Genomic DNA, 26,691 nt, shown 5'->3' with positions numbered 1-26,691 from the left:
TTTCCGCGCTGCCCCTTGGCTTTGGGGCATTTTCCCCACAAATGTAGGGCAACACCGCGACACACGCCGAAGGAGCCCTCATATGTCCAGCATCGATCCCGTAGACCTGACCGCCAAACTGGTGCGTTGCCCGTCGGTCACCCCCGCAGACGGGGGCGCGCAAGAGGTGCTGTTCGATCTGCTGACCGAGGCGGGGTTTGACTGTGCCTGGGCGGACCGTGGAGGGATCAAGAACCTCTTTGCGCGTTGGGGCAACAAGGGCAACACCCGCAGCTTTGGCTTTAACGGTCACACCGATGTCGTGCCCATCGGGAACGAGGCCGACTGGACGATGCCGCCCTTTGGCGCAGAGATCAAAGACGGCATCATGTACGGGCGCGGCACCACCGATATGAAATCCGGTGTGGCAGCTTTCACCGCCGCGGCCATCGACTTTGTCCGCGACACGCCCCCGGATGGGTCCATCGTGCTGGCAATCACCGGTGACGAGGAAGCCGAAGGCATCGACGGCACCCGCGCCTTGCTGGATTACATGCAAGAGGCGGGCGAACGGATGGATGTTTGTCTTGTCGGAGAGCCGACATGTCCGAACAAAATGGGCGAGATGATCAAGATCGGGCGACGCGGGTCGCTGAACGCGCATTTTCGCGTGATCGGCAAACAGGGCCATGCGGCCTATCCTCACCGCGCCAATAACCCGATGCCTGCGATGATGCGGCTGATGGATCAGCTTGCCTCGCATCAGCTGGACGAGGGGACGGACCATTTCGATCCCTCCACGCTGGCGATTGTCACCGTCGATACCGGCAACCCTGCGACCAATGTGATCCCGGCTGAAACCCGCGCGACGGTGAACATCCGTTTTAACGACAAGCATTCGGGCGCTAGCCTGACCACTTGGCTGGAGGAACAGGCCGCCGCGATCCGCGACAGTTTTGGCGTGCAGGTCGAGCTCAAGGTCAAGATTTCGGGCGAGAGCTTTATCACGCCACCGGGTGAGCTGTCTGATCTGGTGTCCAAAGCGGTGCAGGCAGAGACGGGGGTGACGCCTGAGCTGTCCACCTCTGGCGGGACGTCGGATGCGCGGTTCATGAAGCACCATTGCCCTGTGGTTGAATTCGGGCTGGTTGGTCAGTCCATGCACGAGGTCGACGAAAACGTCGAGGTGGCGCAGATCCACCAGCTCAAATCCATCTATACCCGCATCCTGAAGGACTATTTCGCATGACCGCCCATATCGCCGTGACCGAAGACCTCGCCAGCTGTCACCTGCTGCGCCGGATCGTCTTTATCGAAGAGCAGAACGTGTCGGAAGCCGATGAAATGGACGACCGCGACGATGACGCGACGCATTTCCTTGCCACCGAAGAAGAGCTGCCGATCGGCTCTGCGCGGATGCATATCAAGGGTGATACGGCCAAGATCGGGCGCGTATGTGTGATCAAATCCCACCGCGGTACGGGGCTTGGCGCGGCGCTGATCCGCGCGGCGGTAGACGAGGCGCGCAAGGATCCTGCCGTGCGCTTCGTGAAGCTCGGCGCGCAGCTGCATGCTTTGGGGTTCTACGAAAAGCTGGGGTTCGTGGCGCAGGGGCCGGTCTTTGACGACGCCGGCATTGATCATCGCGAGATGGTGCTGTCGCTTTGAACCGCACGCTGGTCATTATGGTGAAAGAGCCGCTGCCGGGGCGGGTCAAGACGCGGCTTGGCCGTGATCTGGGCATGACCGCTGCCGCGTGGTGGTTCCGGCATCAGACCCGCGCGTTGATCCGCCGTGTGCAAGACCCGCGCTGGCAGGTGGTGCTGGCGGTCGCGCCGGATCGGGCGGGGCTGTCCAGCCGTGTCTGGCCCGCGCATCTACCGCGCTGGCCGCAGGGGCGCGGTGATCTGGGGGATCGTATGGGCCGTATGCTGCGTGCTGCGTCCCCGAGGCCGGTCTGTGTCATCGGGGCGGATATTCCGGGTGTGACCGCGGCGCGGGTGGCCGATGCGTTTCGCGCGCTCGGGTCGCATGACGCGGTGTTCGGGCCTGCACCGGACGGGGGCTATTGGCTGGTCGGGCTGAAACGCGCCCGCCCCGTGCCGCCGCGCCTGTTTGAAAACGTCCGCTGGTCCACGGAGCATGCGCTGGCCGATACCGTCGCCACGCTGCCCGATCACCGCATCGCACAGGTCGCCACATTGCGGGACGTGGATACAATCGACGATTTGCCCATGACGAAGCGGGGTGCGCGTGCTACCTCGTGAAGCATGAGCAAAATACCTTCAAAGCCCGAGATCCTTGACTGGATCGCCGAAAACCCCACTCTGACCGCCAAGCGTGACATCGCCAAGGCGTTCGGCATCAAGGGGGCGGCCCGGATCGATCTGAAACGCGTGCTGAAAGAGCTGGAGGCCGAAGGCCATCTGGAAAAGCGCAAGCGCAGCTATCAGGACCCTGACCGCTTGCCGCCGGTGTCTGTGTTGCAGGTCACGGGGCCGGACAAGGATGGCGATCTGTTTGCCAAACCGATGGAGTGGCAGGGCGAAGGCGTGGAGCCCGTGGTGCTGGTGATCCCCCGTGCCTCTGACCCGGCCTTGGGTGCCGGCGACCGTATTCTGGCGCGGTTGACGCTGGTACAGGCGCAAGACCACCACTACGAGGCGCGGCTGATCCGCCGCATTGGCGCGAACCCGCAGCGGGTCTTGGGCATCTTCCGCAAGACCACAGAGGGCGGGCGCATTGTGCCCATCGACAAAGGGTCCGACAAGGAATGGTGGGTGCCCGGAGACGCGACCCACGGGGCCAAGGATGGCGAGCTGGTCGAGGCGGAACAAGCCGGACCAAAGGCGCGCATGGGATCGCCACGGGCGCGTATCGTTGAACGGCTGGGGGACCCGTCGGCACCCAAGGCCGTGTCCCTGATCGCGATCCACCAGCATGGTATCCCCGACGACTTTCCTGACGACGTGATGGCGCAGGCCGATGCCGCGAAACCCGTGGGCCTGAAAGGGCGCGAGGATCTGCGCGACCTGCCCCTGATCACCATCGACCCGTCGGACGCGCGGGACCATGATGACGCATGCTATGCCCATGCTGACGAAGACCCCAAGAACGAGGGCGGCCATGTCGTCTGGGTCGCGATTGCCGATGTGGCGGCCTATGTCACCCCCGGCTCTGCGCTGGACCGCGAGGCGCGCAAACGGGGCAATTCCACCTATTTCCCTGACCGTGTGGTGCCGATGCTGCCCGACCGTCTGTCGGGGGATCTGTGTTCGTTGCACGAAGGCGTGCCGCGGGCCTGTATCGCTGTCCGCATGGTGCTGGATGCGGCGGGCAACAAGATCGGCCATAGCTTCCATCGTGGGCTGATGCGCTCTCCCGCCTCGCTGCACTACGAAGAGGTGCAGGACGCGATTGACGGTGCCCCCAATGACCGCACCGGCCCGTTGCTGGACCCTGTGCTGAAACCGATCTACGCCGCCTATGCCGCCTTGAAAGCTGCCCGCGCCGAACGTCAGCCGCTGGACCTTGACCTGCCCGAGCGGCGGATCGAGCTGGACAAGGACGGCACCGTGAAGTCGGTGAACTTCAAGGACCGGCTGGATGCGCACCGCTTGATCGAAGAGTTCATGGTGCTGGCCAATGTCGCCGCCGCCGAAACACTGCTGTCCAAGAAAACGCCGCTGCTGTATCGCATCCACGAAGAACCCTCTCCCGCCAAGCTGGACGCCTTGCGCGAAACCGCGCAGGCGGCGGGCTATACGCTGGCCAAGGGACAGGTGCTGCATACGCGCCATCTGAACAAGCTGCTGAACGATGCGGCGGGCACGGATGACGCCGAGCTGATCAACCTGTCGACCCTGCGGTCGATGACGCAAGCCTATTACGGGCCCGCGCACATCGGGCACTTTGGTCTGGCGCTGCGGTCCTACGCGCATTTCACCTCTCCGATCCGGCGCTACGCGGATTTGATCGTGCACCGCGCGTTGATCACTGCCCATGGCTGGGGCAATGACGGGCTAAGCCAGCATGATATCGAGGATATCGAACAGACCGGCGCGCATATCTCGGACACGGAACGCCGGTCGATGATGGCGGAGCGTGACACCACTGATCGCTATCTCGCGTCCTATCTGTCGGAACGTGTGGGCAATGAATTCTCGGGCCGGATCAGCGGCGTGGCGCGATTTGGAGCCTTTGTGAAGCTGGACGAAACCGGGGCCGACGGGCTGCTGCCCATGCGGTCGCTGGGGCGCGAGTATTTCCATTTCGACCAAGAGGCCGGCACGCTGATGGGGTCGGATACGGGCATGATCATCTCTGTCGGGCAGCGTGTCACCGTGCGCCTGTCAGAGGCGGTCCCGGTCACCGGGGGCATCGCGCTGGAGCTGGTGACGCTTGAGGGGGATGCCCTGCCCAAGGGCGGCCAAGGGGCGCGGCGCGGACGCGGTGGCCCTGCGGGCCGCACCAACCCCAAGCGCAAAGGTGTCAAAGCCAAGCGCAAGGCGGATAAGGTAAAACGCAAGGTCAAACGCACTCGACGCTGACCCCGGAGCTGGAACACGAGGCAGGAACAGGCAGGCAGTAACACGCACAGCGGGCAACTCCGCCTTTCTGGGCGCGGCGTTTGACGCTAGGCTTGTAGCGTGATGCTGGGAAGGGCGTGGGAATGGAACTGCTGAAAATTGGCGCATTGGTTGGCGGGGTGACACTCTCGGTGACGGCTGCCACAGGTGTGATCGCTGCGGGGGCCGAGGGTACTGCGCGCCCGCCCGCGGCTGTGCAAAAGCCGGGCAGCGCGGCGGGGTTGCAGGACTGGGTGACCGCCTTCCGTGCGCGTGCCTTGGCCGCAGGGATCGACGGTGCGGTCTTTGACCGCGTGATGCAGACCGTGCGCTATGACCCGGAGGTCATCCGCCGCGACCGCAACCAATCCGAATTCACCAAAACAATCTGGGCCTATCTGGAGACCGCGACCTCTGATCTACGGGTCACCAACGGGAAGAAGGCGCTGGCCGAACAGGCCGACGCGCTGTCACAAATCGAAACGCGCTATGGCGTCGAGAAAGAGATCGTCACCGCGATCTGGGGGCTCGAAAGCGCCTATGGCACCTTCAGGGGCAGCGATCCGGTGCTCAGCTCGCTGACGACATTGGCCTATGACGGGCGGCGGCGGGCGTTCTTTGAAGGGGAACTGCTGGACGCGCTGCGGATCTTGCAGGCGGGCGATACCACGCCCGCGAGGATGCAGGGCAGTTGGGCTGGTGCGATGGGTCACACGCAGTTCATGCCCTCGTCTTTCCAGCAATATGCCGAGGATTTCACCGGCGATGGCAAACGCGATATCTGGAGCGATGATCCACGTGACGCGCTTGCCTCTACCGCGGCGTATCTCAAGCATTTCGGATGGGTCCAGGGGCAGCCTTGGGGCGTCGAGGTACGGCTGCCCGAGGGGTTCGACTATCTTCTGGCGGGGCGGGATATCCTGAAAACGGCAGCGGAATGGCGTGCGCTTGGGGTGCGCCCTGTGACAGGGTCGCTGGGGGATCACGGCCCTGCGTCACTACTTTTGCCCGCTGGGGCAGAGGGCGCGGCGTTTCTGATCTATGCCAATTTCGCGGTGATCGAACGCTATAATTCGGCCGATGCCTATGTGATCGGCGTGGGGCATCTGGCAGATCGTATCGCCGGGGGCGGGCCGATCGAGGCCAGCTGGCCGGTGCAAGACCGCGCGCTGACCTATGACGAACGGATCGAGCTTCAGACGCAGTTGACGGCGCAGGGGTTTGATACGGTCCAGATCGACGCCAAGATCGGCCCGCTGACCATCAATGCGGTGCGCGATTTCCAATTGTCGCAGGGGCTTGTGCCTGACGGCTATGCCTCCCCCCGTCTGTTGGAGACGCTGCGCGCAGCCGCGGCGGAATAATCTGGCGTAAATGAAACGCGCCGGACCTTTGGGTCCGGCGCGTGCCTTCGGCGAGGATTTTAAACCATTTGGAAGCGGTTTAGCCGGGTGACATCCCGCGCAGCCGTTCGGAGCGGCGGCGCAGCAGTTCGACCACGGTCAGCAGGCAGATCGAGATGACCACGAGGATCGTCGCCACGGCAAGGATCGTGGGGCTGATCTGTTCGCGCAGGCCGGTGAACATCTGCCACGGGAGCGTTTTCTGACCGGCAGAGCCGACAAAGAGCACCACGACGACTTCGTCAAACGAGGTGATGAAGGCGAACAAACCGCCCGAGATCACGCCCGGCAGGATCAACGGCATTTGCACGCGGAAGAAGGTCGTGACCGGATTGGCCCCCATATTCGCCGCTGCGCGGGTCAGAGAGCGGTCAAAGCCTACCAGTGTCGCGGTGACGGTGATGATGACGAAGGGGATGCCCAAGGCCGCGTGGGCCAGAACAACGCCGACATATGTGCCCTGCAGGCCGACGCGGCTGTAGAAGAAGTACATGCCCGCCGCCGAGATGATCAGTGGGACGATCATGGGCGAGATCAGGATCGCCATGATCGCGCGCCGGAACGGCACGTGCTGCTGGCTTAGGCCAATGGCCGCGAGGGTACCGAAGCTGACCGACAGAAGGGTCGCGGCCGGGGCGATCTTGATCGAGTTCCAGACGGCACCTTGCCATGCGGAGCTGCTGAAAAAGTCCTTGTAGTGGCGCAGCGAATACCCTTCGGGATCGAAACGCAGCATTTCAGGGGTGAAGGTAAAGAAGTTCTCGGCGTTGAAGCTAAGTGGCATGACCACGAGGATCGGTGTGATCAGGAACACAAGGATCGCGCCGCAAATGATGCGGAAGGCAAAGTGCCAGAGCACCTGACCCGGGGTCAGATAGGGCGCGACCTTGGCGCGGTAGCGTCCCTCGTAGAGCCAGAAGCTGAACCAGCCGAAGAACCAGCCGAAGATCGTCCCCAGTACGAGCATGGGCACGCCGCCCAGAATAAAGCCGATCACCGCCAGCAGAATGACAGAGGTCCAGCGGGCGATGGTTTCGTTCTTGATCAGCTGCGTCAGCACAAAGGCCAGCGCCCCCATGGACAGCGCTCCGATCAGGATGCCCAGCAGTCCGCTGCCTTGGGCGGTGCCGACAAAGAGCCCGGCAAAGGCGCCTGCTGCGGCGACAACCGGTACATAGAAACCGACGGGTTTGCGGGAGATAGGTGTGAGTGCGACCATGATATCAGCCTCCCAGTTTCACGTTGTCGATGCCGACGATCTTGTCGTAGGCCCAGTAAAGCCCAAGCACCACGGCCAGCAGGATCGCCCCAAGCGCGGCCGCGAGGCCCCAGTTGAGCGAGCTGGAGATGTGGTAGGCAATCCGGTTGGAGATGAATGTCCCCGTGGTGCCGCCGACGATTTCCGGCGTGATGTAGTAGCCGATCGACAGGATGAACACGAGGATCGACCCCGCGCCGATGCCGGGCACTGATTGCGGGAAATACACGCGCCAGAAGGCTGTCCAGTTCGTGGCCCCCAGTGACTTTGCCGCACGTAGATAGCTGGGCGGTACTGTTTGCATCACGGAATAGAGCGGCAGGATCATGAAGGGCAGCAGGATGTGCGTCATCGCGATGATCGTGCCGGTTTGGTTGTTGATCAGCGCAAGACGGCTGTCATCGGCCACCAGGCCCAGCCACACCAGTGTATCGTTGATCACACCCTGTTGTTGCAGCATGACCTTCCACGCCGATGTCCGCACCAGAAGCGAGGTCCAGAAGGGCAGCAGCACGAGGATCATCAGCAGGTTCGCGGTACGCGCGGGCAGGTTGGCGAGGATCCACGCCACCGGATAGCCCAGCAGGATACAGCTGAGGGTGATGCATACCGACATGAACAGCGTGCGCAGGAACAGCGTGCCGTAGATGCGTTCGTTGTCGGGGCGGAATTCGGGACCGTCAGCCGTTTTCTGCATGTCTACGGCATTCAGGAAATAGCCGTTGGTCAGCGCGGGGCTGTAGGCGCGGATGGTGCTCCAGATCGGGGTTTTGCCCCAATCGTCGTCGATCTCGGTGAAGGCTGTTTTGTAATCGACTGCGTCGAATGTAGGGGCGGCTGCGGCTGCCTCGGTCAGTTCGGCTGATGCCGGGCCTGAATAGCTGGCGATTTGCGATGCCGTGGGGCCTGTCAGGTCGTCATAGAGTGCCGAGTAGATCAGCGCCCATGGGTCTTCCTTGTACAGGTTGTCTTCGTCGTCGTTCTGAACGAAGTCGGCGAAAATTTCGTAGTATTCGGCGGTCTCGGGCAGAAGCTCTGCCATGCCTTCGCGCATTTCAAACGCGGGTTGGTCGTCGCCGGAGGATTTTTTCCAGTCGGAAATCTCTGCCAGCCATGCGTCGGAGCCAAGCAGAGCGTTCCAGTTTTCGCCCTTCTTCCAGAAGTCGTTCAGATCCTCGAACTGGTCCTGAAACACTTCGCCAATGTCATCCACGCCGCGGCCGGATTTGCGGAACAGGGACGATGCACCGGTCAGCTCGTAGTTGAGCCTTGAGCCCAGACGGGTGTGCAATTTGCGTTCCTGCGCGATGAACAGGTCTTCGTAGAGCGCCTTGTAGACGGGGGCACCGGGGGTTTCACCGCTTTCGCTGTCCCAGTCGGACAGGGTTTGCGTGGTGCGGGGCAGCGTGTCGCTGACGATCTGGTTCTCGACAGAGCGGAACAGCATATCGGCGATCGGGGCGATAAAGGTGATCAGGATAAAGATCAGCAGAGGGGCGATCAGCAAAAGCGCGCTGAGCTTCTGACGACGGAGCGCACGGTTCAGGCTGCGTTTCAGCGGTGTGCCGTCCGCGGCCAGCATCGGGCCGGTCTGTTCAGGTGTGTCGTTCGTCGCGTCGGCGGTATCGCTCATATCGGCCCCATGGGGTTAGGTCGCTGGAAGGTCGGGAAAATGGAAAAACAAATAAGGGGTGGAGGAGGCCAAAGCGGCCTCCTCCGAATGGTTCAGGCGATTATTGCGCCAACCATGCCTGGAACTTCGCGTCGATGTCGTCGCGGTAGTCAGCCCAGAACTCGTAGTTGTAGAGGAACGTGTTCTTTGCGTTGGCCGGGTCGGTTGGCATGTGTGGTGCCATGTCGATGCCCAGTTCTGCGTGCTTGCCAACCATAGGAGCGGAGGACAAACGGGCAGGGCCGTAGCTGATGTACTGCGATTGATCCGCCAGACGCTGGGTGTCTGTCGCGAATTTCACGAAGTCTTTGACGCGCGCCAGACGGTCGTCAGGCAGACCTGCTGGGATGATCCAACCGTCAAGGTCGAACACCTGCGCGTCCCACAGCATTGCAACGGGCTGGTCTTGCTCTTCGATAACGCTGAACAGACGGCCGTTGTAGGTGGAACCCATGACGACTTCGCCATCGGCCAGCAGCTGTGGCGTGTCGGCACCGGCGGACCACCAGATCACGTCGTCCTTGATGGTGTCGAGCTTGGCCAGAGCCTGTTCCTGACCTTCTGGAGTTGCCAGAACGTCATAGACTTCGTCCTTTGCAACGCCGTCACAGAGCAGCGCCCATTCCATGTTGTTGATCGGACGCTTTTCAAGCGCGCGCTTGCCTGGGTAGGCTTCGGTGTCGAAGACGTCGCAGATTTTGGTTGGAGGCGTGTCACCAACCATGTCTGTGCGATACCCGAACGTGGTCGAATACACGATTTGCGGGATAAAGCAGTCGCTGACCAGCAGGTCGCCAAAGTCGTCTTCAGCGGATGTCCCGTCGGGGGCTTCTGCCAGCATCTCGTCCGCGTCGATTTCCATCGCCAGACCTTCGTCGCACAGGCGGATGGCGTCAGCGGCAACCACGTCGACCAGATCCCAGGTCACGTTGCCGGCTTCGTTCATCGCGCGCAGCTTTGCCACGGCTTCGTTGGAGCTTTCATCCCAAACAGCAGAGAGTTCAGGGTGCATTTCCAGATAGGGCTGCAGATACGCTTTGTCTTGGCTGGCTTGGTAAGCGCCACCCCAGGAAACAAGCGTCATCTCTTTGGCCATGTCCGCATGCGCATCGGCGAATGCCAATGTGCCAGCGCCAATGATCGCGGAGGATGCGAGTAGCGTTGTCGTAAACTTCATTAGATAGTCTCCCATTATATGCCCGTTAGGGTCTTGAGGGTGTGATATCGGGCTTAACCACAGCCTCGTGCGACGCCGTCGAACGTTGGACGGCCGGCCGCGTCCTGACGCTTATGCGTCGAGGGCGCGGCAATCCTCTGCCAACCAGCCAATCTCGATCTGCTGGCCTGGCTTCAAACGTACCTGATCGGGTGCGTTTCGTGTCTTGATGATAAAGTTGTCGGTCCCGGCAACCCGCAGGCGGGTGCGGAAGATGTCGCCCATATAGACGAATTCAAGCACTTCGGCTTTCAGGGTATGTGCCCCTTCCTGCATCCGGTCCTTGTTGAATTCGACGCGTTCGGGGCGGATCGATACGCGGGTGCGTTCGCCGGCGCGGGTCACGTTGATCGGCTTTGCCTCGATCAGGCCGCCGCCGTCCAGCTGCACAAGGCAAGTGCCGCCCTTGATCTCGGTCACGACGCCTTCAAGAGTGTTATTCTCGCCGATGAACTGCGCAACAAAGCTGTTTTCGGGCTCTTCATACAGCAGATCGGGCGGGGCCAACTGTTGGATGCGCCCGTTTTCAAACACGGCCACGCGGTCGGACATCGTCAGCGCTTCGGTCTGGTCGTGGGTCACGTAGACCACGGTGATGCCCAGTTCATGCGCCAGATGCGTGATTTCAAACTGCAATGTTTCGCGCAGCTGTTTGTCCAACGCGCCCAGCGGTTCGTCCATCAACACCAGTTCAGGTTCGAAGACCAAAGCACGGGCCAAGGCAACACGTTGCTGCTGACCGCCGGAAAGCTGTGCCGGACGGCGGCCGCCGAAGTCGCCCATCTGAACACGGTCCAGCGCGATCTTCACTTTCTCTTCACGCTCGGACTTGCCGATCTTGCGCACCTCAAGCGGGAAGGCGAGGTTTTCGGCAACGGTCATATGCGGGAAAAGCGCGTAGTTCTGGAACACCATGCCAATGCCGCGTTTGTGCGGCGGGATGTTGTTGATCGATTTACCATCAAGCCGGATGTCGCCATGCGTGGCCGTTTCGAAACCTGCCAGCATCATCAGGCAGGTGGTCTTGCCGGACCCCGATGGCCCGAGCATTGTCAGAAACTCGCCTTTCGGCATCGACAGGTTGAGGTCTTTTACGACGAGATTTTCGCCGTCATAGCTTTTCTGCACGCGTTCAAATTCTACGAACGCATTCGTTGCTGAAGTATCTGCCAAAGCTGGCTCCCCGTTTATTGTGACGTTCAAGCGCCCTTGTTGACAGGAAGTTAAAACTGGCTGGTTTCCGCTTTGCAACCAATTAACGACACTTTTGGGCAGAAAGCGTCAATTGCGGGAAGATCGACGGTTATTTGACAAGAAACAGTTCTTTTGCCTGCGGAATTACTGTGCAGCCTGCTTGAAATAAGGGAAATTTGTTAATATCTGCCATAGGTTAAGCATCAGCGGCTCGCCCCGAACCCGGCGATTTTGAGCGCTTGTCAGCCTCTGCCGATGTCGCAAACAGACAAGTCCTTGCAGGGCTTCCAGCGGCGGGACGGGCGACCTTTGCGCCTCGTCCCGAATGTATGTCACGCCTTAGCCGAGCGGCGATTCAGCGTCTTGCGCGTGGTCTTCGGCTGCCTTGAGCAGGCCGCCTTCTTTGACCGCGGTATAGGTTTCATCCAGCGCTTTGGTGGCGCGCGTCATGAATACTTTGATCTCTTCTGGGGTGATCACCAGCGGTGGCGAGATGATCATCCGATCGCCGACGTGGCGCATCACCAGATTATTTGCAAAGCAGCGTTCACGACACATATAACCGACGGTTCCTGCATCGCCTGCGAACTTCGACCGCGTTTCTTTGCGCGGGGACAGGGGCAGCGACGCCATAAGACCCGCGACGTTGACGGTGCCGACCAAAGGATGCTCTGCCAGTTTGGCCAAGCCTTCCTTCAGGGCGGGGGCGGCAACATTGTTCACGTGATCCAGAATGTTTTCGTCCTGCATAATCCGCAGGTTTTCCAGTGCCACGGCCGAGCAAACGGGGTGCCCCGAATAGGTATAGCCGTGATTGAACTCCCCAGACCCGATGGTCTGCGCGATCTCTTCACACACAATGGACCCGCCAATCGGCTGGTAGCCAGAGCTCAGGCCCTTGGCGATGGTCATGATATGCGGCTTTATCCCCATGGTCTCGGACCCGAACCAGCTGCCTGTCCGGCCAAAGCCACAGATCACCTCGTCCGCGATGATCAATACGTCGTACTTGTCACAAATACGCTGGATTTCGGGCCAGTAGGTGCTTGGCGGCACGATAACCCCGCCCGCGCCCTGAATGGGTTCACCGATGAAAGCCGCGACATTATCTGCCCCAAGCTCTAGGATCTTGGCCTCAAGCTCTTGCGCGCGGGCAAGGCCGAAGGCCTCGGGCGTGAGGTCGCCGCCTTCCACCCACCAGTCGGGCTGGTTGATGTGGTGAATACCGGGGATCGGCATGCCGCCCTGTTCGTGCATATAGCTCATGCCACCAAGGGAGCCGGACCCCATCGACGATCCGTGGTAGGCATTCTTGCGGCTGATGATGTGGGATTTCTCTGGCTTCCCTTTCATGGCCCAATAGGTGCGCACCATCCGGATGTTGGTGTCATTCGCTTCGGACCCCGACCCGGCAAAGAACACATGGTTCAGATCGCCGGGGGCCAGTGACGCGATCTCTTTTGCAAGGGCGATGGCGGGCACGTGCGAGGTCATGAAGAAGGTGTTGTAGTAGTTCAGCTCGAGCATCTGGCGCGCGGCGACGTCGGCCATTTCCTGACGGCCATAACCGATGTTGACGCACCAAAGTCCCGCCATCCCGTCAAGGATCTCGTTCCCCTCGCTGTCGGTCAGGTAGACGCCCTTGGCACGGGTGATAATCCGCGCGCCCTTCTCGGCAAGTTCGTCATTGGTGGTGAACGGGTGCATGTGATGCGCGGCGTCAAGTGCTTGCAGCTCGGCGGTGGGCATGTGGTTGGTGATATGGGCCATAAAGAACACCTCTGGGAATGGGGAGGGAAGATTGGGCTCAGAATATGATCAAATTATGCAGAGTCAATCGAATCGCTCTGCTGTGGTGACGATAAACGGCTATCAGCCGATCAGATTTTAATCAAAGAGAGGCGCGAATCTGGACCATGCCCTGAGAAACATCCTCTGCCATGGCCTGCGCAGCCTTTGCCGCATCGCCTTCGCGAAAAGCCGCCAGCAAGTCGGCATGTTTATCTGGCAGGTTCGACGTGCCAAACCGACCGCAGACCACGCGCAGCGACGGGCCGAACATCAGCCATAAACGGTCGACGGTCGCGGCCAGAATAGGGGCCTCGGCACAGGTGTTGACGATGGTGTGAAAGCGGTAGTTCTGGGTCAGGTATTCGCCGATATCCCCACGATCAATCGCGTGGTTCAGCGCGTCGTCCACCTGTGCGAGTTCGCTTAAAACAGTCTCTGACATGCGGCTTGTGGCCCGTTGAGCAAGCTCTGCTTCAAGGGTTTTTCGCATGAATTCCAGCTCGTTAACCCCTTCTAGGTCCAGCACAGGGACCGATACGCGCCGATTGCCCTGATGCACCAGCGCGCCTTCGGCGATCAAACGGCGCAGCGCTTCGCGCACCGGGGTCATGCCCGCATCAAGGGTTTCTGCAAGGCCTTGAATGGTGACCGCCTGACCGGGGGCAAGATCGCCGAATAGGATCAGCTTGCGCACGCGTTCATAGACATGCTGATGGGCCGGCACCTTGGCCGGGCTTTCCAAAGGCTTTTGCGACGCAAGGTCAGCGGAATTTACGTTCATCAAATTTGCCTAAATTGTACTCAACCACATTTTGAACCACGGCATGCACCTGCGTAAAATTATAAATGATCTTGTCGCATGACGCAAAACTTGATCAAATTGACGAAAGGTTCGGAACAACTGAGCCTACACAACGGGAGATGACAATGAAATATAGCTTGCTCAGTTCAATCGCAGCAACGGCATTGATCGCCACCAGCGCCTTGGGTGAAGAGGTGCGGGTCTATAACTGGTCCGACTACATCGACGAAGACCTGTTGCAGAAATTTGAAAAAGAAACCGGCATCGACCTGATCTATGACGTGTTTGATAGTAACGAAGTGCTTGAAACCAAGATGCTTGCAGGCGGGTCCGGCTATGACGTGGTTGTCCCGACCGGTACCTTCCTTGAACGCCAGATCACGGCGGGGGTTTTCCAGAAGCTCGACAAAGACAAGCTGCCGAACATCACCAACATGTGGGACGTGATCGAGGACCGCGTATCGAAATACGACCCCGGTAATGAATATGCAGTTAACTATATGTGGGGCACCACCGGGCTTGGCGTGAACATGACCAAGGTTAAGGAAGTGCTGGGCGAAGATGCCCCTGTTGATTCGCTTGACCTCGTATTCAAGCCCGAAAATATGGAAAAGCTGGCCGAATGTGGCGTGCATTTCCTTGACGCTCCGACAGAAATGATCCCCGCGGCGCTGAAGTTTCTGGGCGAAGAGCCTCAATCCCAGGACCCCGACGTGATCGCGAAGGCAGAGCCTGTTTTGACGGCGGTTGCCCCCCACGTTCAAAAGTTCCACAGCTCGGAGTATATTAACGCACTGGCCAACGGTGATATCTGCGTTGCCTTCGGTTGGTCGGGTGACATCCTGCAATCGCGTGACCGCGCGGCCGAGGCGGATAACGGTGTCGAAATCGCCTATTACGCGCCAAAAGAAGGGGCGCTGATGTGGTTCGACAATATGGCTATTCCAGCGGATGCGCCAAACCCGGATGGGGCGCATAAGTTCTTGAATTTCATGATGAAACCAGAGAATATGGCCGCCGCGTCGAACTACGTTTACTATGCGAATGGCAACAAGGCGAGCCAAGAGTTCCTTGCCGAAGACGTGATCGGGGACACAGCGATTTACCCAGACGAAGCCACGCTGGAAAACCTGTATACCATTTCTTCATATTCACCCAAGGTACAGCGTGTCCTCACGCGTATGTGGACGAAGATCAAATCTGGTATCTAAAATCGCATCGGGTCAAAGCCTTACCGGCTTTGACCCGATCTACCGAACCCTTCCACCCGGAGGGATAAACGCTGTGCAAAGGATAGATCAAAGTGAGCCAACCCGTTTTCGCCCCGTGGGATGACCCGAACGAAAAGCCGCTTATCCGCTTCGAGAATGTGACAAAGCGTTTTGGCGATTTCGTTGCGATCGATGATCTGTCTTTGAGTATTTATGAAAGCGAGTTCTTTGCTCTGCTGGGGCCTTCGGGCTGCGGTAAAACAACGATGATGCGCATGCTTGCCGGGTTTGAAAACCCAAGCGCGGGCAAGATCGAATTGGCGGGTAAGAATATCGCGGGCATCCCGCCGAACAAGCGGGCGGTGAACATGATGTTCCAGTCCTATGCCCTGTTCCCACATCTGTCTGTCTGGGAGAATATCGCCTTTGGGTTGAAACGAGGGGATATGTCCAAGGCAGATATCGCCGCACGCGTTGAAGAGATGCTCAAGCTGACGCGCCTTACCAAATTTGCCAAACGCAAACCCCACCAGATCTCGGGGGGGCAACGTCAACGGGTCGCGCTTGCGCGGTCCCTCGCCAAAGCGCCGAAGCTTTTGCTACTGGACGAACCGCTTGGCGCGCTGGACAAAAAGCTGCGTCAGGACACCCAGTTTGAACTAATGGATATCCAGGAAAGCACAGGGACCACCTTTGTTATCGTGACCCACGATCAAGAGGAAGCGATGACCGTCGCGAGCCGTGTGGCTGTGATGGATGAAGGGCAGATCATCCAGGTCGCGACGCCAGGAGGTATCTACGAAGCACCTAATTCCGTCTACGTCGCAGACTTCATCGGTGACGTGAACATTATCTCTGGCACGGTGAAGCCCGCGGGCGAGAATATGTACCACCTTGATTGGGTCGCGAATGAGGCCCCCTTGCTTGCGGCATCAGAACGCCCCTTTAGCGATGGGCAGGAAGCTCATCTTGCGATCCGACCGGAGAAGATCGCCATTTCTACCGAGAAGCCGACAGAAATGAAGAACGCTGTTCAGGGCACCGTTCTGGACATCGCATATCTTGGCAATCTCAGCACCTACCATGTCCAGCTGGCTGGTGGTCAAGTGATCAAGGCGCAGACCGCAAACACGCGTCGGCTGTCGCGCCGCACGATCACGTGGGAGGATAAGGTCTGGATTTCGTGGAGCGCCACCGCCGGCGTCCTGTTGGAGCGATGAATATGCGTCGCTTTTTCCTTATCGCGGTGCCCTATGCCTGGTTGCTCGCGCTGTTTCTCATTCCTTTCATCATTGTTTTTAAAATTTCTCTCTCTGATCTGGCTTTGTCGATTCCTCCTTACTCCCCGACGGCAAAGGACGGGATCTGGGCGATGTTCGCGGCATTCGATCTGGAAAACTTTACCTTTCTTGCTTCAGACGATCTCTACTGGAAGGCTTACCTAAGCAGTTTGAAGATTGCGTTAATATCTACAGTTTTAGCGGTTTTGGTGGGCTACCCCATGGCCTACGGCATGGCCCGCGCGCCCGAGGAATGGCGTCCGACCCTTATGATGCTGGTGATCTTGCCCTTTTGGACCAGCTTCCTGATCCGCGTTTACGCGTGGGTCGGTATTCTGAGTAATGAGGGGCTTTTGAATCAATTCCTGCTGTGGTTGGGCATCATCGAAACGCCTTTGACGATCATGAACACGACGACCGCGGTCTATATAGGAATTGTTTACACTTATCTGCCATTCATGATTCTACCGATTTATGCCGCGCTGGATCGGTTGGACGAATCCTTGATCGAGGCCGCCGAAGATCTGGGATGTTCACGGTTAAAGGCATTCTGGCTGGTCACGATACCTTTGTCTCGCAACGGGATCATTGCGGGGTGTTTCCTGGTCTTTATCCCCGCGCTGGGCGAATTCGTTATCCCGTCTTTGTTGGGGGGTTCAGGGACGTTGATGATCGGCAAGGTCTTGTTCGAGGAGTTCTTTAACAACCGCGACTGGCCCGTCGCGAGCGCGGTGGCGGTGATCCTGCTGCTGATACTGATCGTTCCAATCGTTCTGTTCCAACGCAACCAGCAACGTCAGGCCGAGGTGGAGTCATGAGACGCGCAAGCTGGTTCAATATTACGTCGCTCACCCTCGGGTTTGCTTTTCTTTATCTGCCGATGATCCTGCTGGTCATCTACAGTTTTAACAGTTCGAAACTGGTGACTGTCTGGGCCGGTTTCTCGACGAAATGGTACGGCGAGCTGCTTCAGAATGAGGCATTTCTGAATGCTGCGATGGTAACGCTAAAGGTCGCGGTGGCATCCTCTACGCTGGCAACGGTGTTGGGGACGATGGCGGCATATATCCTTGTGCGCGGAGGGCGGTTTGCTGGGCGTACGCTCTTCTCGGGTATGATCTACGCGCCGCTGGTCATGCCGGAGGTGATTACCGGCCTGTCGCTGTTGCTTCTGTTTATCGGGATCGGGCTGGACCGGGGGACGCTGACTATCGTGCTGGCACACACGACCTTTTCGATGTGCTACGTGTCAGTGGTCGTGTCATCAAGGCTGGTGACTTTTGACCGGTCGCTGGAGGAAGCGGCGCTGGACCTTGGGTGTTCGCCTTTCGACGCCTTCCGTTTGGTGACCTTGCCGATCATCGCGCCGGCGGTCATTTCGGGATGGTTGCTGGCGTTCACGCTCTCGCTGGACGACCTCGTTATCGCTTCGTTTACCACGGGCCCGTCCTCCACAACCCTGCCGATCAAGATCTGGAGCGCGGTGCGTCTTGGCGTCTCGCCCGAGATTAACGCATTATCCACCATCATGATCGGTATCGTGACTTTCGGGGTAATCACGGCGTCACTGATATCGAAGCGCAAGGCGATCAAGGCGCAACGCGATGTGCAGGCGGCGGAACGCGCCGTGGCATGAAAGAGCGGCGGCATGAAACGAATATTTAACGATTTTGCCTATACAGATGCGCCTAGGGAAGATTGTTGGTGGGATCAAACCTGCGCCGCTACCGACAGGTCTGCGTTGGAAGGTGACGTATCCTGTGACGTGGCGATTGTGGGCGGCGGCTTTACCGGGCTCTCTGCTGCGTTGCGCCTTGCGGAGGCTGGATATTCGGCGGTTGTGCTGGAAAACCGATACGTCGGCTGGGGCGCGTCGGGCCGCAACGGGGGCTTTTGCTGCCTTGGGGGCGGGCGGCTAAGTGATGCCGCGCTGGACAAGCTTGCAGGGCGCGAGGATCGGTTGCGCTTTCGCGCGGCTGAGCTGGCGGCGATCAACTTTGTTGACGCGTTGATCACGCGGCATGGGATCGAGGTTGACCGCCACTCCGACGGGGAGATCGAGCTGGCGCATCGGCCCAAGGATATGGACGATTTTCGCACGCGCGCCCGCGAGGTGCGAGAAAACTACGGGCTAGAGGCGCGGCTGATTGATCCCGCGGATTTCGCGGCGCATGGGCTTTCGGGGCCGTTCCACGGGGCGCTGCATATTCCGGCGGGCTTTGCGCTGAACCCGCGGAAATACGTGACCGGCCTTGCTGCAGCGGCGGAAAAAGCGGGTGCGGTCATTTACCATGGTACGCCTGCGCTTGAGGTGCGGCAGGCGACGCAGGGTCACGACGTTCGAACGCCCAAGGGCAGGGTGCGTGCACAAAAAGTGATTGTCGCCACGAACGGGTATTCGTCGGAAGATTTGGTGCCGGGGCTGTCTGCGCGCTATATGCCCACGCAGTCGACGGTCCTTGTGACCCGCCCCCTGACCGAGGCAGAGCTAGATGCCGCGGGATGGAAGAGCGATTATATGTCCGCAGATACGCGCAATTTGCTGCATTATTTCAGGCTGATGCCGGACCGCCGGATGTTGTTCGGCATGCGCGGCGGTTTGGTGACGGGCAAAGCGGCAGAGGCGCGCGCCATTGCGCGTGTACGCCGCGATTTTGAAAAGTTTTTCCCGGCGTGGAAAGACGTTGAGACACCCTACCAATGGTCCGGTATGGTATGTCTGTCGCGCGCGCAAATGCCCTTTGTCGGCAAGCTCCCTGACCCCGGTGCTGTCTATGCAAGTCTTTGTTATCATGGGAATGGTGTTGCAATGGGCAGCTATTCGGGCGGGCTGGTCGCGGATCTGGTGATGGGCAAACCCATCGACCGGCCCTACCCTCAGGTCATGCAAAAGCGGCTGCGAAAGTTCGAACTGGGGCGCTGGCGTCGGCTTCTGATGCCATTTGCCTATCTTGGTTTTGCGCTGTCAGATCACTAGATGTGGGTGCACCGGCTGGCTTGGCTTGCTGACTGTCAAATTGATTTAGGATAAAGTTTCATGAAGATTGCGATGATTGGCACCGGCTATGTCGGTTTGGTCTCGGGTGTTTGTTTCTCGGATTTCGGGCATGAAGTTGCCTGTGTCGACAAAGACCCGTCTAAAATCGAGAAGTTGGAAAAGGGCATCGTCCCGATCTACGAACCCGGTCTTGATGATTTGATGGCCAAGAACGTTGCAGCGGGTCGTCTGTCTTTCACCGGGGATCTTGCCAGTGCAGTGGATGGTGCGGATGCCGTGTTTATCGCGGTTGGGACGCCGACCCGGCGCGGGGACGGGCATGCGGATCTGACCTATGTCATGGCCGCCGCAGAAGAGATCGCCTCTGTCCTGACGGGTTATGCGGTGATCGTCACCAAATCGACTGTGCCCGTGGGCACCAACCGTCAGGTCAAACAGGTCGTCGCCAAGGCCAATCCCAAGGCTGAATTCGACGTTGCCTCGAACCCGGAATTCCTGCGTGAAGGGGCCGCGATTGACGACTTTATGCGCCCCGACCGCGTGGTTGTAGGAACGCAGAATGAACGCGCCGAACAGGTGATGAAGGACATCTACCGCCCGCTCTCGCTGCGCGAGTTTTCGATCATGTCGACGGATCTGGAAAGCGCAGAGATGATCAAATACGCCGCCAACGCGTTTTTGGCGACCAAGATTACCTTTATCAACGAAATCGCGGCCCTGTGTGAACGCACTGGTGCGGATGTCAAAATGGTGTCGAAAGGCATGGGGCTGGATAACCGGATCGGGTCCAAGTTCCTGCACGCGGGCCCGGGCTATGGCGGCAGCTGCTTCCCGAAAGACACGCAGGCCTTGGCGCGGATGGGGCAGGATCATTCGGTGCCGATGCAGCTGACCGAAACCGTGATCAAGGTGAACGACGAGGTCAAACGCCGGATGATCGACAAGGTGGTCGACATCTGTGGCGGGTCGGTAAACGGCAAGACCATCGCGGTGCTGGGGGTAACGTTCAAGCCCAACACCGACGATATGCGCGACTCTCCCAGCTTGACGATTGTGCCATCGCTGGTGGGCAACGGGGCCAAGGTGCGTGTGGTTGATCCGCAGGGCAAACGCGAGGGCGAAGCCTTGCTGCCGGGCGTGTCGTGGCTGGAGGATGCCTATAAGGCCGCGCAAAATGCGGATGCGCTGGTCATTCTGACGGAGTGGAACGAATTCCGCGCGCTGGACCTCAAGCGGATGGCCAAGCGGATGACGACCCCTGCGATGGCAGATCTGCGCAATATCTACAGCCCCAAAGATGCCAAACGCGCCGGTTTCTCGGCCTATGTCTCTATCGGGCGCGAAGGGTTCGGGGCTTAACCTGCACCACAGGCCCGCGCTTGGAACAGGGCGGGCCGACAGCGTGATCAACTGCGGTGGGTTTCGCCACGTGCTTTGGCAAGCGTCATCTGCCGCTGGCGCTCACGGAACCGCGCCTTATCCGCGTCAGAGGTTTCATTGACGCACTGCGGGCAGCTGACGCCGGCCTCGTATCCGGGCTTTGCGGTATCTTCGGGTAGGATCGGGCGACGGCAACCGTGGCACAGCATATGCGGCCCTTCTTTCAACCCGTGACCAACGCTGACCCGGTTATCAAAGACAAAGCAATCGCCTTTCCAGCTGCTTTGCTCTTCGGGGACGTCTTCAAGGTACTTGAGGATGCCCCCCTTAAGGTGGAACACGTCCTCCACCCCTTGGCCGATCAGGTAGTTCGTCGATTTCTCACACCGGATACCGCCGGTGCAGAACATCGCGATTTTCTTGTTGTGGAACCGGTCCTTATTCGCCTCCCACCAGGCGGGGAACTCGCCAAAGCTCTGGGTTTCCGGGTCGATGGCCCCGTCGAAGGTGCCGATCGCGACCTCATAATCATTGCGCGTGTCGATCACGGCAACATCGTCGCGGCCGATCAGATCGTTCCAGTCGGCGGGATCGACGTAATGCCCGACCTTGGCCAGCGGATCGACATCGGGCTGACCCATGGTCACGATCTCGCGCTTCAGGCGGACCTTCATCTTGCCGAAGGGCGGCGTCGTGGCGGTGCTTTCCTTCCACTCAAGATCGGTGCAGCCGGGCAGGGCACGGATATGCGCGATGACCGCGTCTATCCCCGCACGGGGGCCGGCGATGGTGCCGTTGATGCCTTCGGCGGCGACAAGCAGCGTGCCTTTGACGTCATGTTGCGCACAAAGCGCAATCAACGGCGGGCGCAGGGCGTCAGGCGCGTCAAAACGGCTGAAATGATAGAGGGCGGCAATGGTATACATGCGCGCTGAGATACGCCCATGCGGCGGTTCAGGCAAGGGGGTGCCGTGCCGCACCCGCCGTGCTATGTCCCTTGGCACAAGCTGGCCCATGAGGAACCCGATATGACCCACGCCCTGATCGTGATTGATGTGCAAAATGATTTCTGCCCCGGCGGAGCCCTTGCGGTGACAGACGGCGACGCCATCGTCGACGGGATCAACGCGCTGATGGGGCAGGCGGATGCGGTGGTTCTAACGCAGGACTGGCATCCGGCGGGCCATTCTTCCTTTGCGTCGTCCCATGCGGATATGGTGCCGTTCGAGGTGACGCAGATGCCCTATGGCGCGCAGGTGCTGTGGCCGGATCATTGTGTCCAAGGCAGCAACGGGGCCGCGTTCCACCCGCGGCTGGATCAAACCCGTGCCGACATGATCATTCGTAAAGGGTACAACCCCGCCATAGACAGCTATTCTGCGTTCTTCGAAAATGATCACAAAACGCCTACCGGGCTTGAAGGGTATTTGCGGACACGCGGCATAACCAAGCTGACGATGATAGGTCTGGCACTTGATTTCTGCGTTAACTTTTCCGCCGTGGACGCGGCGAAGCTGGGCTTTGATGTCGAGGTCCGTTTGGACCTGTGTCGTGCGATCGATCTGGACGGGTCGCTTTCTGCCGCGCGCGAGGCGATGACGACGGCGGGGGTTACTCTGCGCTAAGCGGGGCGTCTTCGACGGGGGCGATGTTGAGGATATCCAGCGCATCCAGCCCGCCAAGCGTGGCATCTACCGCGACGGTCGCCAGAATGATCCCCATGACGCGGCTGATCACGCTGGCGCCCGTGGTCCCCATCAGGTGACCGATCCGCCCTGCGAGCAACAGAAGCACAAGCGTGAACAGCAGCACGACAACCAGCAGGCCCGCCGTGACCAGCTGGTCTGATATCTGGTTGGTGTGGTTGTCCGTCAGGATCACAATCGCCAGCATCGCCCCCGGAGAGGCGATAGACGGCATGGCGAGCGGAAAGACCGCACCGGCGAGATGATCCCGCTCTGCTGCCTCGATTTCCTGCGTCGGTTTCGGGTCGCCGAAAATCATGCTGAGCGCGAAGAGGAACAGGATAATCCCGCCCGCGACCTGAAACGACCCTAGCCGCAGCCCAAGGTTCTCAAGCAGATATTGCCCGCCCACGAGGAACCCGAGCAAGACCAGACCGGCCACCAGTACGGCCCGCAGCGCAAAGCTTTTGTGCAGGTGTTGCGGGACGTTGGCTGTCGCGAAAAGAAAGACGGGAAGGCTGCCAATAGGGTCGATCACGACAAACAAGGTAATCAACTCTCGCAAGAGATTGGGCCATTCCAGCATCTAGCAGCGCTCCTTAGGGGTTAAGTCGGTGGATTACCACAGGTTTTGCACTGTGTCAGCGGCAATTCCCTTGCCCGTACAAGATGGATGGGCCACAAACACACCGCTTAAGGGAGCTTTGAACATGGTCGACATTGCAAGCCGCGTCTGGAACCACAAGTGGAAGATCGACCCTATCGTGCGGTCCCTGATCGATACGGATTTCTATAAGCTGTTGATGTGCCAGTCGGTTTTTCGCAACAAGCCGGAAACACAGGTCACATTCAGCCTGATCAACCGTTCCAAGCATATCCCGCTGGCCGATCTCATTGACGAAGGCGAGCTGCGCGAACAGCTTGATCACATCCGATCGCTGTCACTCAGCCGCGGGGAAAGCACTTGGCTGCGTGGGAATACTTTTTACGGCAAGCGTCAGATGTTCCGCCCCGACTTCATGGAGTGGTTCGAGGGCCTGCGCCTGCCGCCCTATCATCTTGAGCGGAAGGGCGACCAATACGAGCTGACATTCGAAGGGTCGTGGCCCGAAGTCATGCTGTGGGAGATCCCCGCCCTCGCCGTCCTGATGGAGCTGCGCAGCCGCGCCGTGCTGGACCGTATGGGCCGGTTCGAACTGCAGGTGCTCTATGCGCGCGGCATGACCCGTGTCTGGGAAAAGATCGAAGCCCTGCGGGAAATCCCCGATCTGTCCATCGCCGATTTCGGCACCCGTCGCCGCCATTCGTTCCTGTGGCAGGATTGGTGCGTGCAGGCCATGCAGGAAGGCTTGGGCGACGCCTTTACCGGCACGTCAAACTGCAAAATCGCCATGAGCCGAGAGGTAGAGGCGATCGGCACCAACGCGCATGAACTGCCGATGGTCTATGCCGCATTGGCCAAGGACGACGCCGCACTTGCGCAAGCGCCCTATGACGTTCTGCAAGACTGGCACGATGAACACGAAGGCAACCTGCGTATCATTCTGCCTGATACTTATGGCACGAAAGGCTTTCTAGATAACGCGCCCGACTGGCTGGCGGGCTGGACCGGCATCCGCGTCGACAGTGGTGATCCGGCGGTGGCGGCACAGACCGCGATCGACTGGTGGAAGTCCCGCGGTGAAGACCCTAGTGAAAAGCGGGTTATTTTCAGCGACGGTCTGGATGTCGCCAAGATCAAGGAACTGCATCAACAGTTCGCGGGCAAGGTCAAAGCCTCCTTTGGGTGGGGCACCTTGCTGACAAACGATTTCCGCGGGCTGGTGCCTGACGACGCGCTCGCCCCGTTTTCGTTGGTGTGCAAAGCGGTCAAGGCGAACGGCAGCCCGACGGTTAAGCTGTCGGATAACCCTAACAAAGCAATGGGCCCGCAGTCAGAGATTGACCGTTACAAACGTGTCTTTGGCGTCGGCGATCAGGCGGCTCAGAAAGTTATCGTCTGATCCGACGGCAAAAGGGGCCAGTGGTTTCCCACCGGCCCCTCTGCTTTATGCCGCCTGCGTGGGGTGCGGGGCATAACTGCAAATCGCTTAGCCGCGGTCGTCGACGATCAGGGTCAGACCGCCCATACCGTTACCGCGCACGGCCACGACCTCTTCCGAGGTGAAGCCTTCGGCTTCCAGCTCTGCGCTCAGGTCGGCATTGGCGTCAACAGAGGCGCGCATGTCATCAACGGCCTCGGCTTGTGCGTCCAGCGCGTCGTCCAGCGCGGTTGTGGTCCCCTGTTTGGATGCCTTCAGCTCCGACACGGTTACGACGTCCAGCTTGGCGTCGGCATCGAACGCATCAATTTCCGCTTGGGTCTGCGTGTCGGTTTCGGCACCGGCGCGCAGTTCCTGGATCAACTGACCATAGTTTTCCTGCGCGGTATCGCCGGTGTCGGTCACGGCACCCTTGGCTTGTTTCAGTGTGGAATCGGTGGATAGTGAACCGGATGCGCCAACGTCAGCGCTGATGCCCGAGCCTACGTCCGCTGCGCCGCCAACGGCACCATCAACAGAGGTTTGCGCCATCGCTGCGGTGGAAACGCCGGTGGCCATCAGGGTCGCGATCAGTGTTGTGGTCGTAAGTTTCATCTGAGTTCTCCTTAGATTTACTACCAGACATCGCTTGTATGTCTGCGAGGGGAACACGGGGCCGCGGCGATCCGTTCCGGCGCGGATTCGTCCCTCTGGCGGCGATTTGCCGATAGGGGGCGCATACCGGCAAAAAACGGCGAGATAGGGGCGCTGCAATAGAAGTGATGGAACGGGGGCGCAGGGCAGGCCGCACGGCAGGCTATTCCGGCGGATCAACCCGCCCGCGCAGCGCCTTCACCTCGCCCCGCGTCTTTTTCGCCTTCAGCCGGCGTTTCTTCGAACCGAGCGTCGGGCGTGTCGGGATACGCTTTTTGGGCGGCTTCAACGCGGCGGTGATCAGTTCCTTCAGGCGCTCGCGGATAATCTCGCGGTTGCGGACCTGACTTCGGGTTTCGTCACATTGCAGCACCAACGCGCCCTCGGTCGTCCAACGACGGCCCGCCAGTCTGCGCAGACGGTTTTTGACCGGCGTCGGAATAGAAGGGGAGGTCGCGGCCTCGAACCGCAGTTCCACGGCGCTTGAGACCTTGTTCACATTCTGACCGCCGGGCCCGGAGGCACGCATGAAGCTTTCCGTCAGCTCCCAGTCCTGAATGGCAATCTCGTCCGTGATCCGCAGCATCAAACTCTCCTTCATGGCGACTATCGCATCGCGCAGACCCAAGGGAAAGGGGAACGCCCAGATACGAAAAGGGCCGCCCCGGTGCGGAGCGGCCCAATCGAATGGTTTAAGGAGGTGGGATCGGTTAGATCGGCGATCCACCCGGGTTGTTTCAACCGTCAGGGGCTGCCCTAACGGGATACCTCCCAAGCTGTTCCGACACCTCGCTCCAATACCGTTCTTGACACTGGATCACCTCCTTTACATTTGTTGAACTCACTTGAAGACTGGCACAGTAATCTGAAAACGCAAAACGTTTTCTGCACCCGTCACGGTTCACAAAAGGGTGCCTATCAACTGCGGGTCAAAAGTTGTGCAGTGATGATGCGGAAGGGGATCAGGGCAATCAGCGCAATCCCGAGTTTCACAGACCAGTCTGCAACGGCCAGCGATACCCAAAGCGGCGCGAGCGGGCCGCTGCCGAGCAATGGCAACATTTCGGCCGCCCAGGACACATCGGTTGCAGGATGCAGGAACGACAGGGCACCAGAAAATGAGATCGAGAAAAACAGCAACGTATCAAGCGTGCTGCTGACCAGCGTGCTGGCCAAAGGCGCACGCCACCACGTGCCATCGCGCAGCGCAGAAAAGATAGCAACATCGACCAATTGCGCCACGAGGAATGCCACACCGGACCCGATCGCGATGCGCAGGGTCACCAGCGGCCCGAATTCACCCATGATCTGTGTCCCGATCAGCGAACAGACCAGCCCGACGACAAAGCCTACCAGCACGACACGGCGCGCGGCATCCTTGCCGTAGACGCGGTTCATCACGTCGGTGACCAGAAACGCCAGCGGATAGGTGAACGCGCCCCAGGTCAGCCATTGGCCAAAGAGGAACTGAACAAGAATGTTGGAGGCCACAACGATGGCGGCCATGGCAAGAATGCCGGGAAGGTAGGTGCGTGTCATATTTGAAACCGTTTTTTGCAAGGGTGCGGCGACTTGGCCT

At 59.6% G+C, this 26,691-nt stretch carries 24 protein-coding genes; 13 read left to right on the top strand and 11 right to left on the bottom strand.

The genetic code is table 11. The features are described from left to right. Window positions 1-82 precede the first annotated feature (82 nt). The 5 genes from dapE to ACNQ62_RS02305 all read left to right on the top strand — a co-directional run bounded on the left by dapE (window position 83) and on the right by ACNQ62_RS02305 (window position 5,911). The gene (gene dapE, locus ACNQ62_RS02325) at window positions 83-1,228 is read left to right on the top strand and encodes a succinyl-diaminopimelate desuccinylase (protein ID WP_037965521.1); all 1,146 of its coding nucleotides are present in this window, start codon (window positions 83-85) and stop codon (window positions 1,226-1,228) included. Then, entirely contained in the window at window positions 1,225-1,647 is a 423-nt protein-coding gene (locus tag ACNQ62_RS02320) for a GNAT family N-acetyltransferase (RefSeq protein WP_005850535.1), read from the top strand. The genes dapE and ACNQ62_RS02320 overlap by 4 nt, the downstream gene beginning before the upstream one ends. Beyond that, entirely contained in the window at window positions 1,644-2,246 is a 603-nt protein-coding gene (locus tag ACNQ62_RS02315) for a TIGR04282 family arsenosugar biosynthesis glycosyltransferase (RefSeq protein WP_418094113.1), read from the top strand. Before ACNQ62_RS02320 ends, ACNQ62_RS02315 begins: the two co-directional genes overlap by 4 nt. 3 nt (window positions 2,247-2,249) lie before the next feature. Then, on the top strand, window positions 2,250-4,529 hold the full coding sequence (gene rnr / locus ACNQ62_RS02310; protein ID WP_418094112.1) for a ribonuclease R: 2,280 nt from the start codon (window positions 2,250-2,252) through the stop codon (window positions 4,527-4,529). 122 nt (window positions 4,530-4,651) lie between these two features. Beyond that, complete coding sequence (locus ACNQ62_RS02305) at window positions 4,652-5,911, top strand: lytic murein transglycosylase (protein ID WP_418094111.1); 1,260 nt, start codon at window positions 4,652-4,654, stop codon at window positions 5,909-5,911. A 79-nt stretch (window positions 5,912-5,990) separates the two neighbouring features. On the opposite strand, the gene ACNQ62_RS02300 is transcribed toward ACNQ62_RS02305, so the two are convergent. The 6 genes from ACNQ62_RS02300 to ACNQ62_RS02275 form a co-directional block, all read right to left on the bottom strand. Beyond that, window positions 5,991-7,169: an ABC transporter permease gene (locus tag ACNQ62_RS02300; protein ID WP_168592350.1), complete on the bottom strand. Its 1,179-nt coding sequence runs from the start codon at window positions 7,167-7,169 to the stop codon at window positions 5,991-5,993. Between the two features lie 4 nt (window positions 7,170-7,173). After that, entirely contained in the window at window positions 7,174-8,841 is a 1,668-nt protein-coding gene (locus ACNQ62_RS02295; RefSeq protein ID WP_005850527.1) for an ABC transporter permease, read from the bottom strand. A gap of 100 nt (window positions 8,842-8,941) precedes the next feature. Next, window positions 8,942-10,057, bottom strand: a complete 1,116-nt coding sequence (locus ACNQ62_RS02290) for an extracellular solute-binding protein (RefSeq protein ID WP_009825599.1) — start codon at window positions 10,055-10,057, stop codon at window positions 8,942-8,944. A gap of 111 nt (window positions 10,058-10,168) precedes the next feature. After that, window positions 10,169-11,269: an ABC transporter ATP-binding protein gene (locus ACNQ62_RS02285; protein WP_005850522.1), complete on the bottom strand. Its 1,101-nt coding sequence runs from the start codon at window positions 11,267-11,269 to the stop codon at window positions 10,169-10,171. A gap of 360 nt (window positions 11,270-11,629) precedes the next feature. Continuing rightward, complete coding sequence (locus ACNQ62_RS02280) at window positions 11,630-13,060, bottom strand: aspartate aminotransferase family protein (protein ID WP_289081358.1); 1,431 nt, start codon at window positions 13,058-13,060, stop codon at window positions 11,630-11,632. 121 nt (window positions 13,061-13,181) lie between these two features. After that, window positions 13,182-13,862, bottom strand: coding sequence for a GntR family transcriptional regulator (locus ACNQ62_RS02275; protein WP_005850518.1), 681 nt, complete (start codon window positions 13,860-13,862; stop codon window positions 13,182-13,184). 146 nt (window positions 13,863-14,008) lie between these two features. On the opposite strand from ACNQ62_RS02275, the gene ACNQ62_RS02270 reads away from it, so the two are divergent. The 6 genes from ACNQ62_RS02270 to ACNQ62_RS02245 all read left to right on the top strand — a co-directional run bounded on the left by ACNQ62_RS02270 (window position 14,009) and on the right by ACNQ62_RS02245 (window position 20,731). Then, the gene (locus ACNQ62_RS02270; protein WP_418094110.1) at window positions 14,009-15,094 is read left to right on the top strand and encodes a polyamine ABC transporter substrate-binding protein; all 1,086 of its coding nucleotides are present in this window, start codon (window positions 14,009-14,011) and stop codon (window positions 15,092-15,094) included. A 92-nt stretch (window positions 15,095-15,186) separates the two neighbouring features. Then, on the top strand, window positions 15,187-16,314 hold the full coding sequence (locus ACNQ62_RS02265; protein ID WP_064217298.1) for an ABC transporter ATP-binding protein: 1,128 nt from the start codon (window positions 15,187-15,189) through the stop codon (window positions 16,312-16,314). A gap of 2 nt (window positions 16,315-16,316) precedes the next feature. After that, window positions 16,317-17,192 (top strand): ABC transporter permease subunit, encoded by an 876-nt coding sequence (locus ACNQ62_RS02260; RefSeq protein ID WP_418094109.1) that lies wholly within the window; start codon window positions 16,317-16,319, stop codon window positions 17,190-17,192. Further along, window positions 17,189-18,010 carry an ABC transporter permease gene (locus ACNQ62_RS02255; protein WP_009825592.1) on the top strand — a complete coding sequence of 274 codons (822 nt, stop codon included), beginning with the start codon at window positions 17,189-17,191 and terminating at the stop codon, window positions 18,008-18,010. Before ACNQ62_RS02260 ends, ACNQ62_RS02255 begins: the two co-directional genes overlap by 4 nt. A 12-nt stretch (window positions 18,011-18,022) precedes the next feature. Then, window positions 18,023-19,351, top strand: coding sequence for an NAD(P)/FAD-dependent oxidoreductase (locus ACNQ62_RS02250; protein ID WP_418094108.1), 1,329 nt, complete (start codon window positions 18,023-18,025; stop codon window positions 19,349-19,351). Between the two features lie 60 nt (window positions 19,352-19,411). Further along, the gene (locus ACNQ62_RS02245) at window positions 19,412-20,731 is read left to right on the top strand and encodes a UDP-glucose dehydrogenase family protein (protein WP_418094107.1); all 1,320 of its coding nucleotides are present in this window, start codon (window positions 19,412-19,414) and stop codon (window positions 20,729-20,731) included. Window positions 20,732-20,778: 47 nt separating this feature from the next. Here ACNQ62_RS02245 and ACNQ62_RS02240 read toward each other — a convergent pair whose 3' ends face one another. Next, on the bottom strand, window positions 20,779-21,678 hold the full coding sequence (locus ACNQ62_RS02240) for a rhodanese-related sulfurtransferase (protein ID WP_289081356.1): 900 nt from the start codon (window positions 21,676-21,678) through the stop codon (window positions 20,779-20,781). A 102-nt stretch (window positions 21,679-21,780) separates the two neighbouring features. Here ACNQ62_RS02240 and pncA point away from each other — a divergent pair, with 102 nt between their 5' ends. Next, window positions 21,781-22,377: a bifunctional nicotinamidase/pyrazinamidase gene (gene pncA, locus ACNQ62_RS02235; protein WP_418094206.1), complete on the top strand. Its 597-nt coding sequence runs from the start codon at window positions 21,781-21,783 to the stop codon at window positions 22,375-22,377. On the opposite strand, the gene ACNQ62_RS02230 is transcribed toward pncA, so the two are convergent. Beyond that, window positions 22,364-23,023, bottom strand: a complete 660-nt coding sequence (locus ACNQ62_RS02230) for a MarC family protein (protein WP_005850509.1) — start codon at window positions 23,021-23,023, stop codon at window positions 22,364-22,366. The two genes, pncA and ACNQ62_RS02230, sit on opposite strands and share 14 nt — an antisense overlap. A 124-nt stretch (window positions 23,024-23,147) precedes the next feature. On the opposite strand from ACNQ62_RS02230, the gene pncB reads away from it, so the two are divergent. Then, window positions 23,148-24,440 (top strand): nicotinate phosphoribosyltransferase, encoded by a 1,293-nt coding sequence (gene pncB / locus ACNQ62_RS02225; protein ID WP_009825586.1) that lies wholly within the window; start codon window positions 23,148-23,150, stop codon window positions 24,438-24,440. Window positions 24,441-24,527: 87 nt separating this feature from the next. On the opposite strand, the gene ACNQ62_RS02220 is transcribed toward pncB, so the two are convergent. From ACNQ62_RS02220 to ACNQ62_RS02210, 3 genes are all read right to left on the bottom strand, one after another. Further along, a complete protein-coding gene (locus ACNQ62_RS02220; protein ID WP_037942593.1) occupies window positions 24,528-25,073 on the bottom strand; it encodes a hypothetical protein in 546 nt (181 codons plus the stop codon). 202 nt (window positions 25,074-25,275) lie between these two features. After that, a complete protein-coding gene (gene arfB / locus ACNQ62_RS02215; RefSeq protein ID WP_005850506.1) occupies window positions 25,276-25,698 on the bottom strand; it encodes an alternative ribosome rescue aminoacyl-tRNA hydrolase ArfB in 423 nt (140 codons plus the stop codon). Between the two features lie 332 nt (window positions 25,699-26,030). Then, window positions 26,031-26,651 (bottom strand): queuosine precursor transporter, encoded by a 621-nt coding sequence (locus tag ACNQ62_RS02210; RefSeq protein WP_037954002.1) that lies wholly within the window; start codon window positions 26,649-26,651, stop codon window positions 26,031-26,033. Window positions 26,652-26,691 lie beyond the last annotated feature (40 nt).

The sequence above is a fragment of the Sulfitobacter sp. SBS6 genome (assembly GCF_048285585.1).
Taxonomy (GTDB): Bacteria; Pseudomonadota; Alphaproteobacteria; order Rhodobacterales; family Rhodobacteraceae; genus Sulfitobacter; species Sulfitobacter pontiacus.
This window is presented reverse-complemented; position numbering and strand designations above follow the sequence as displayed.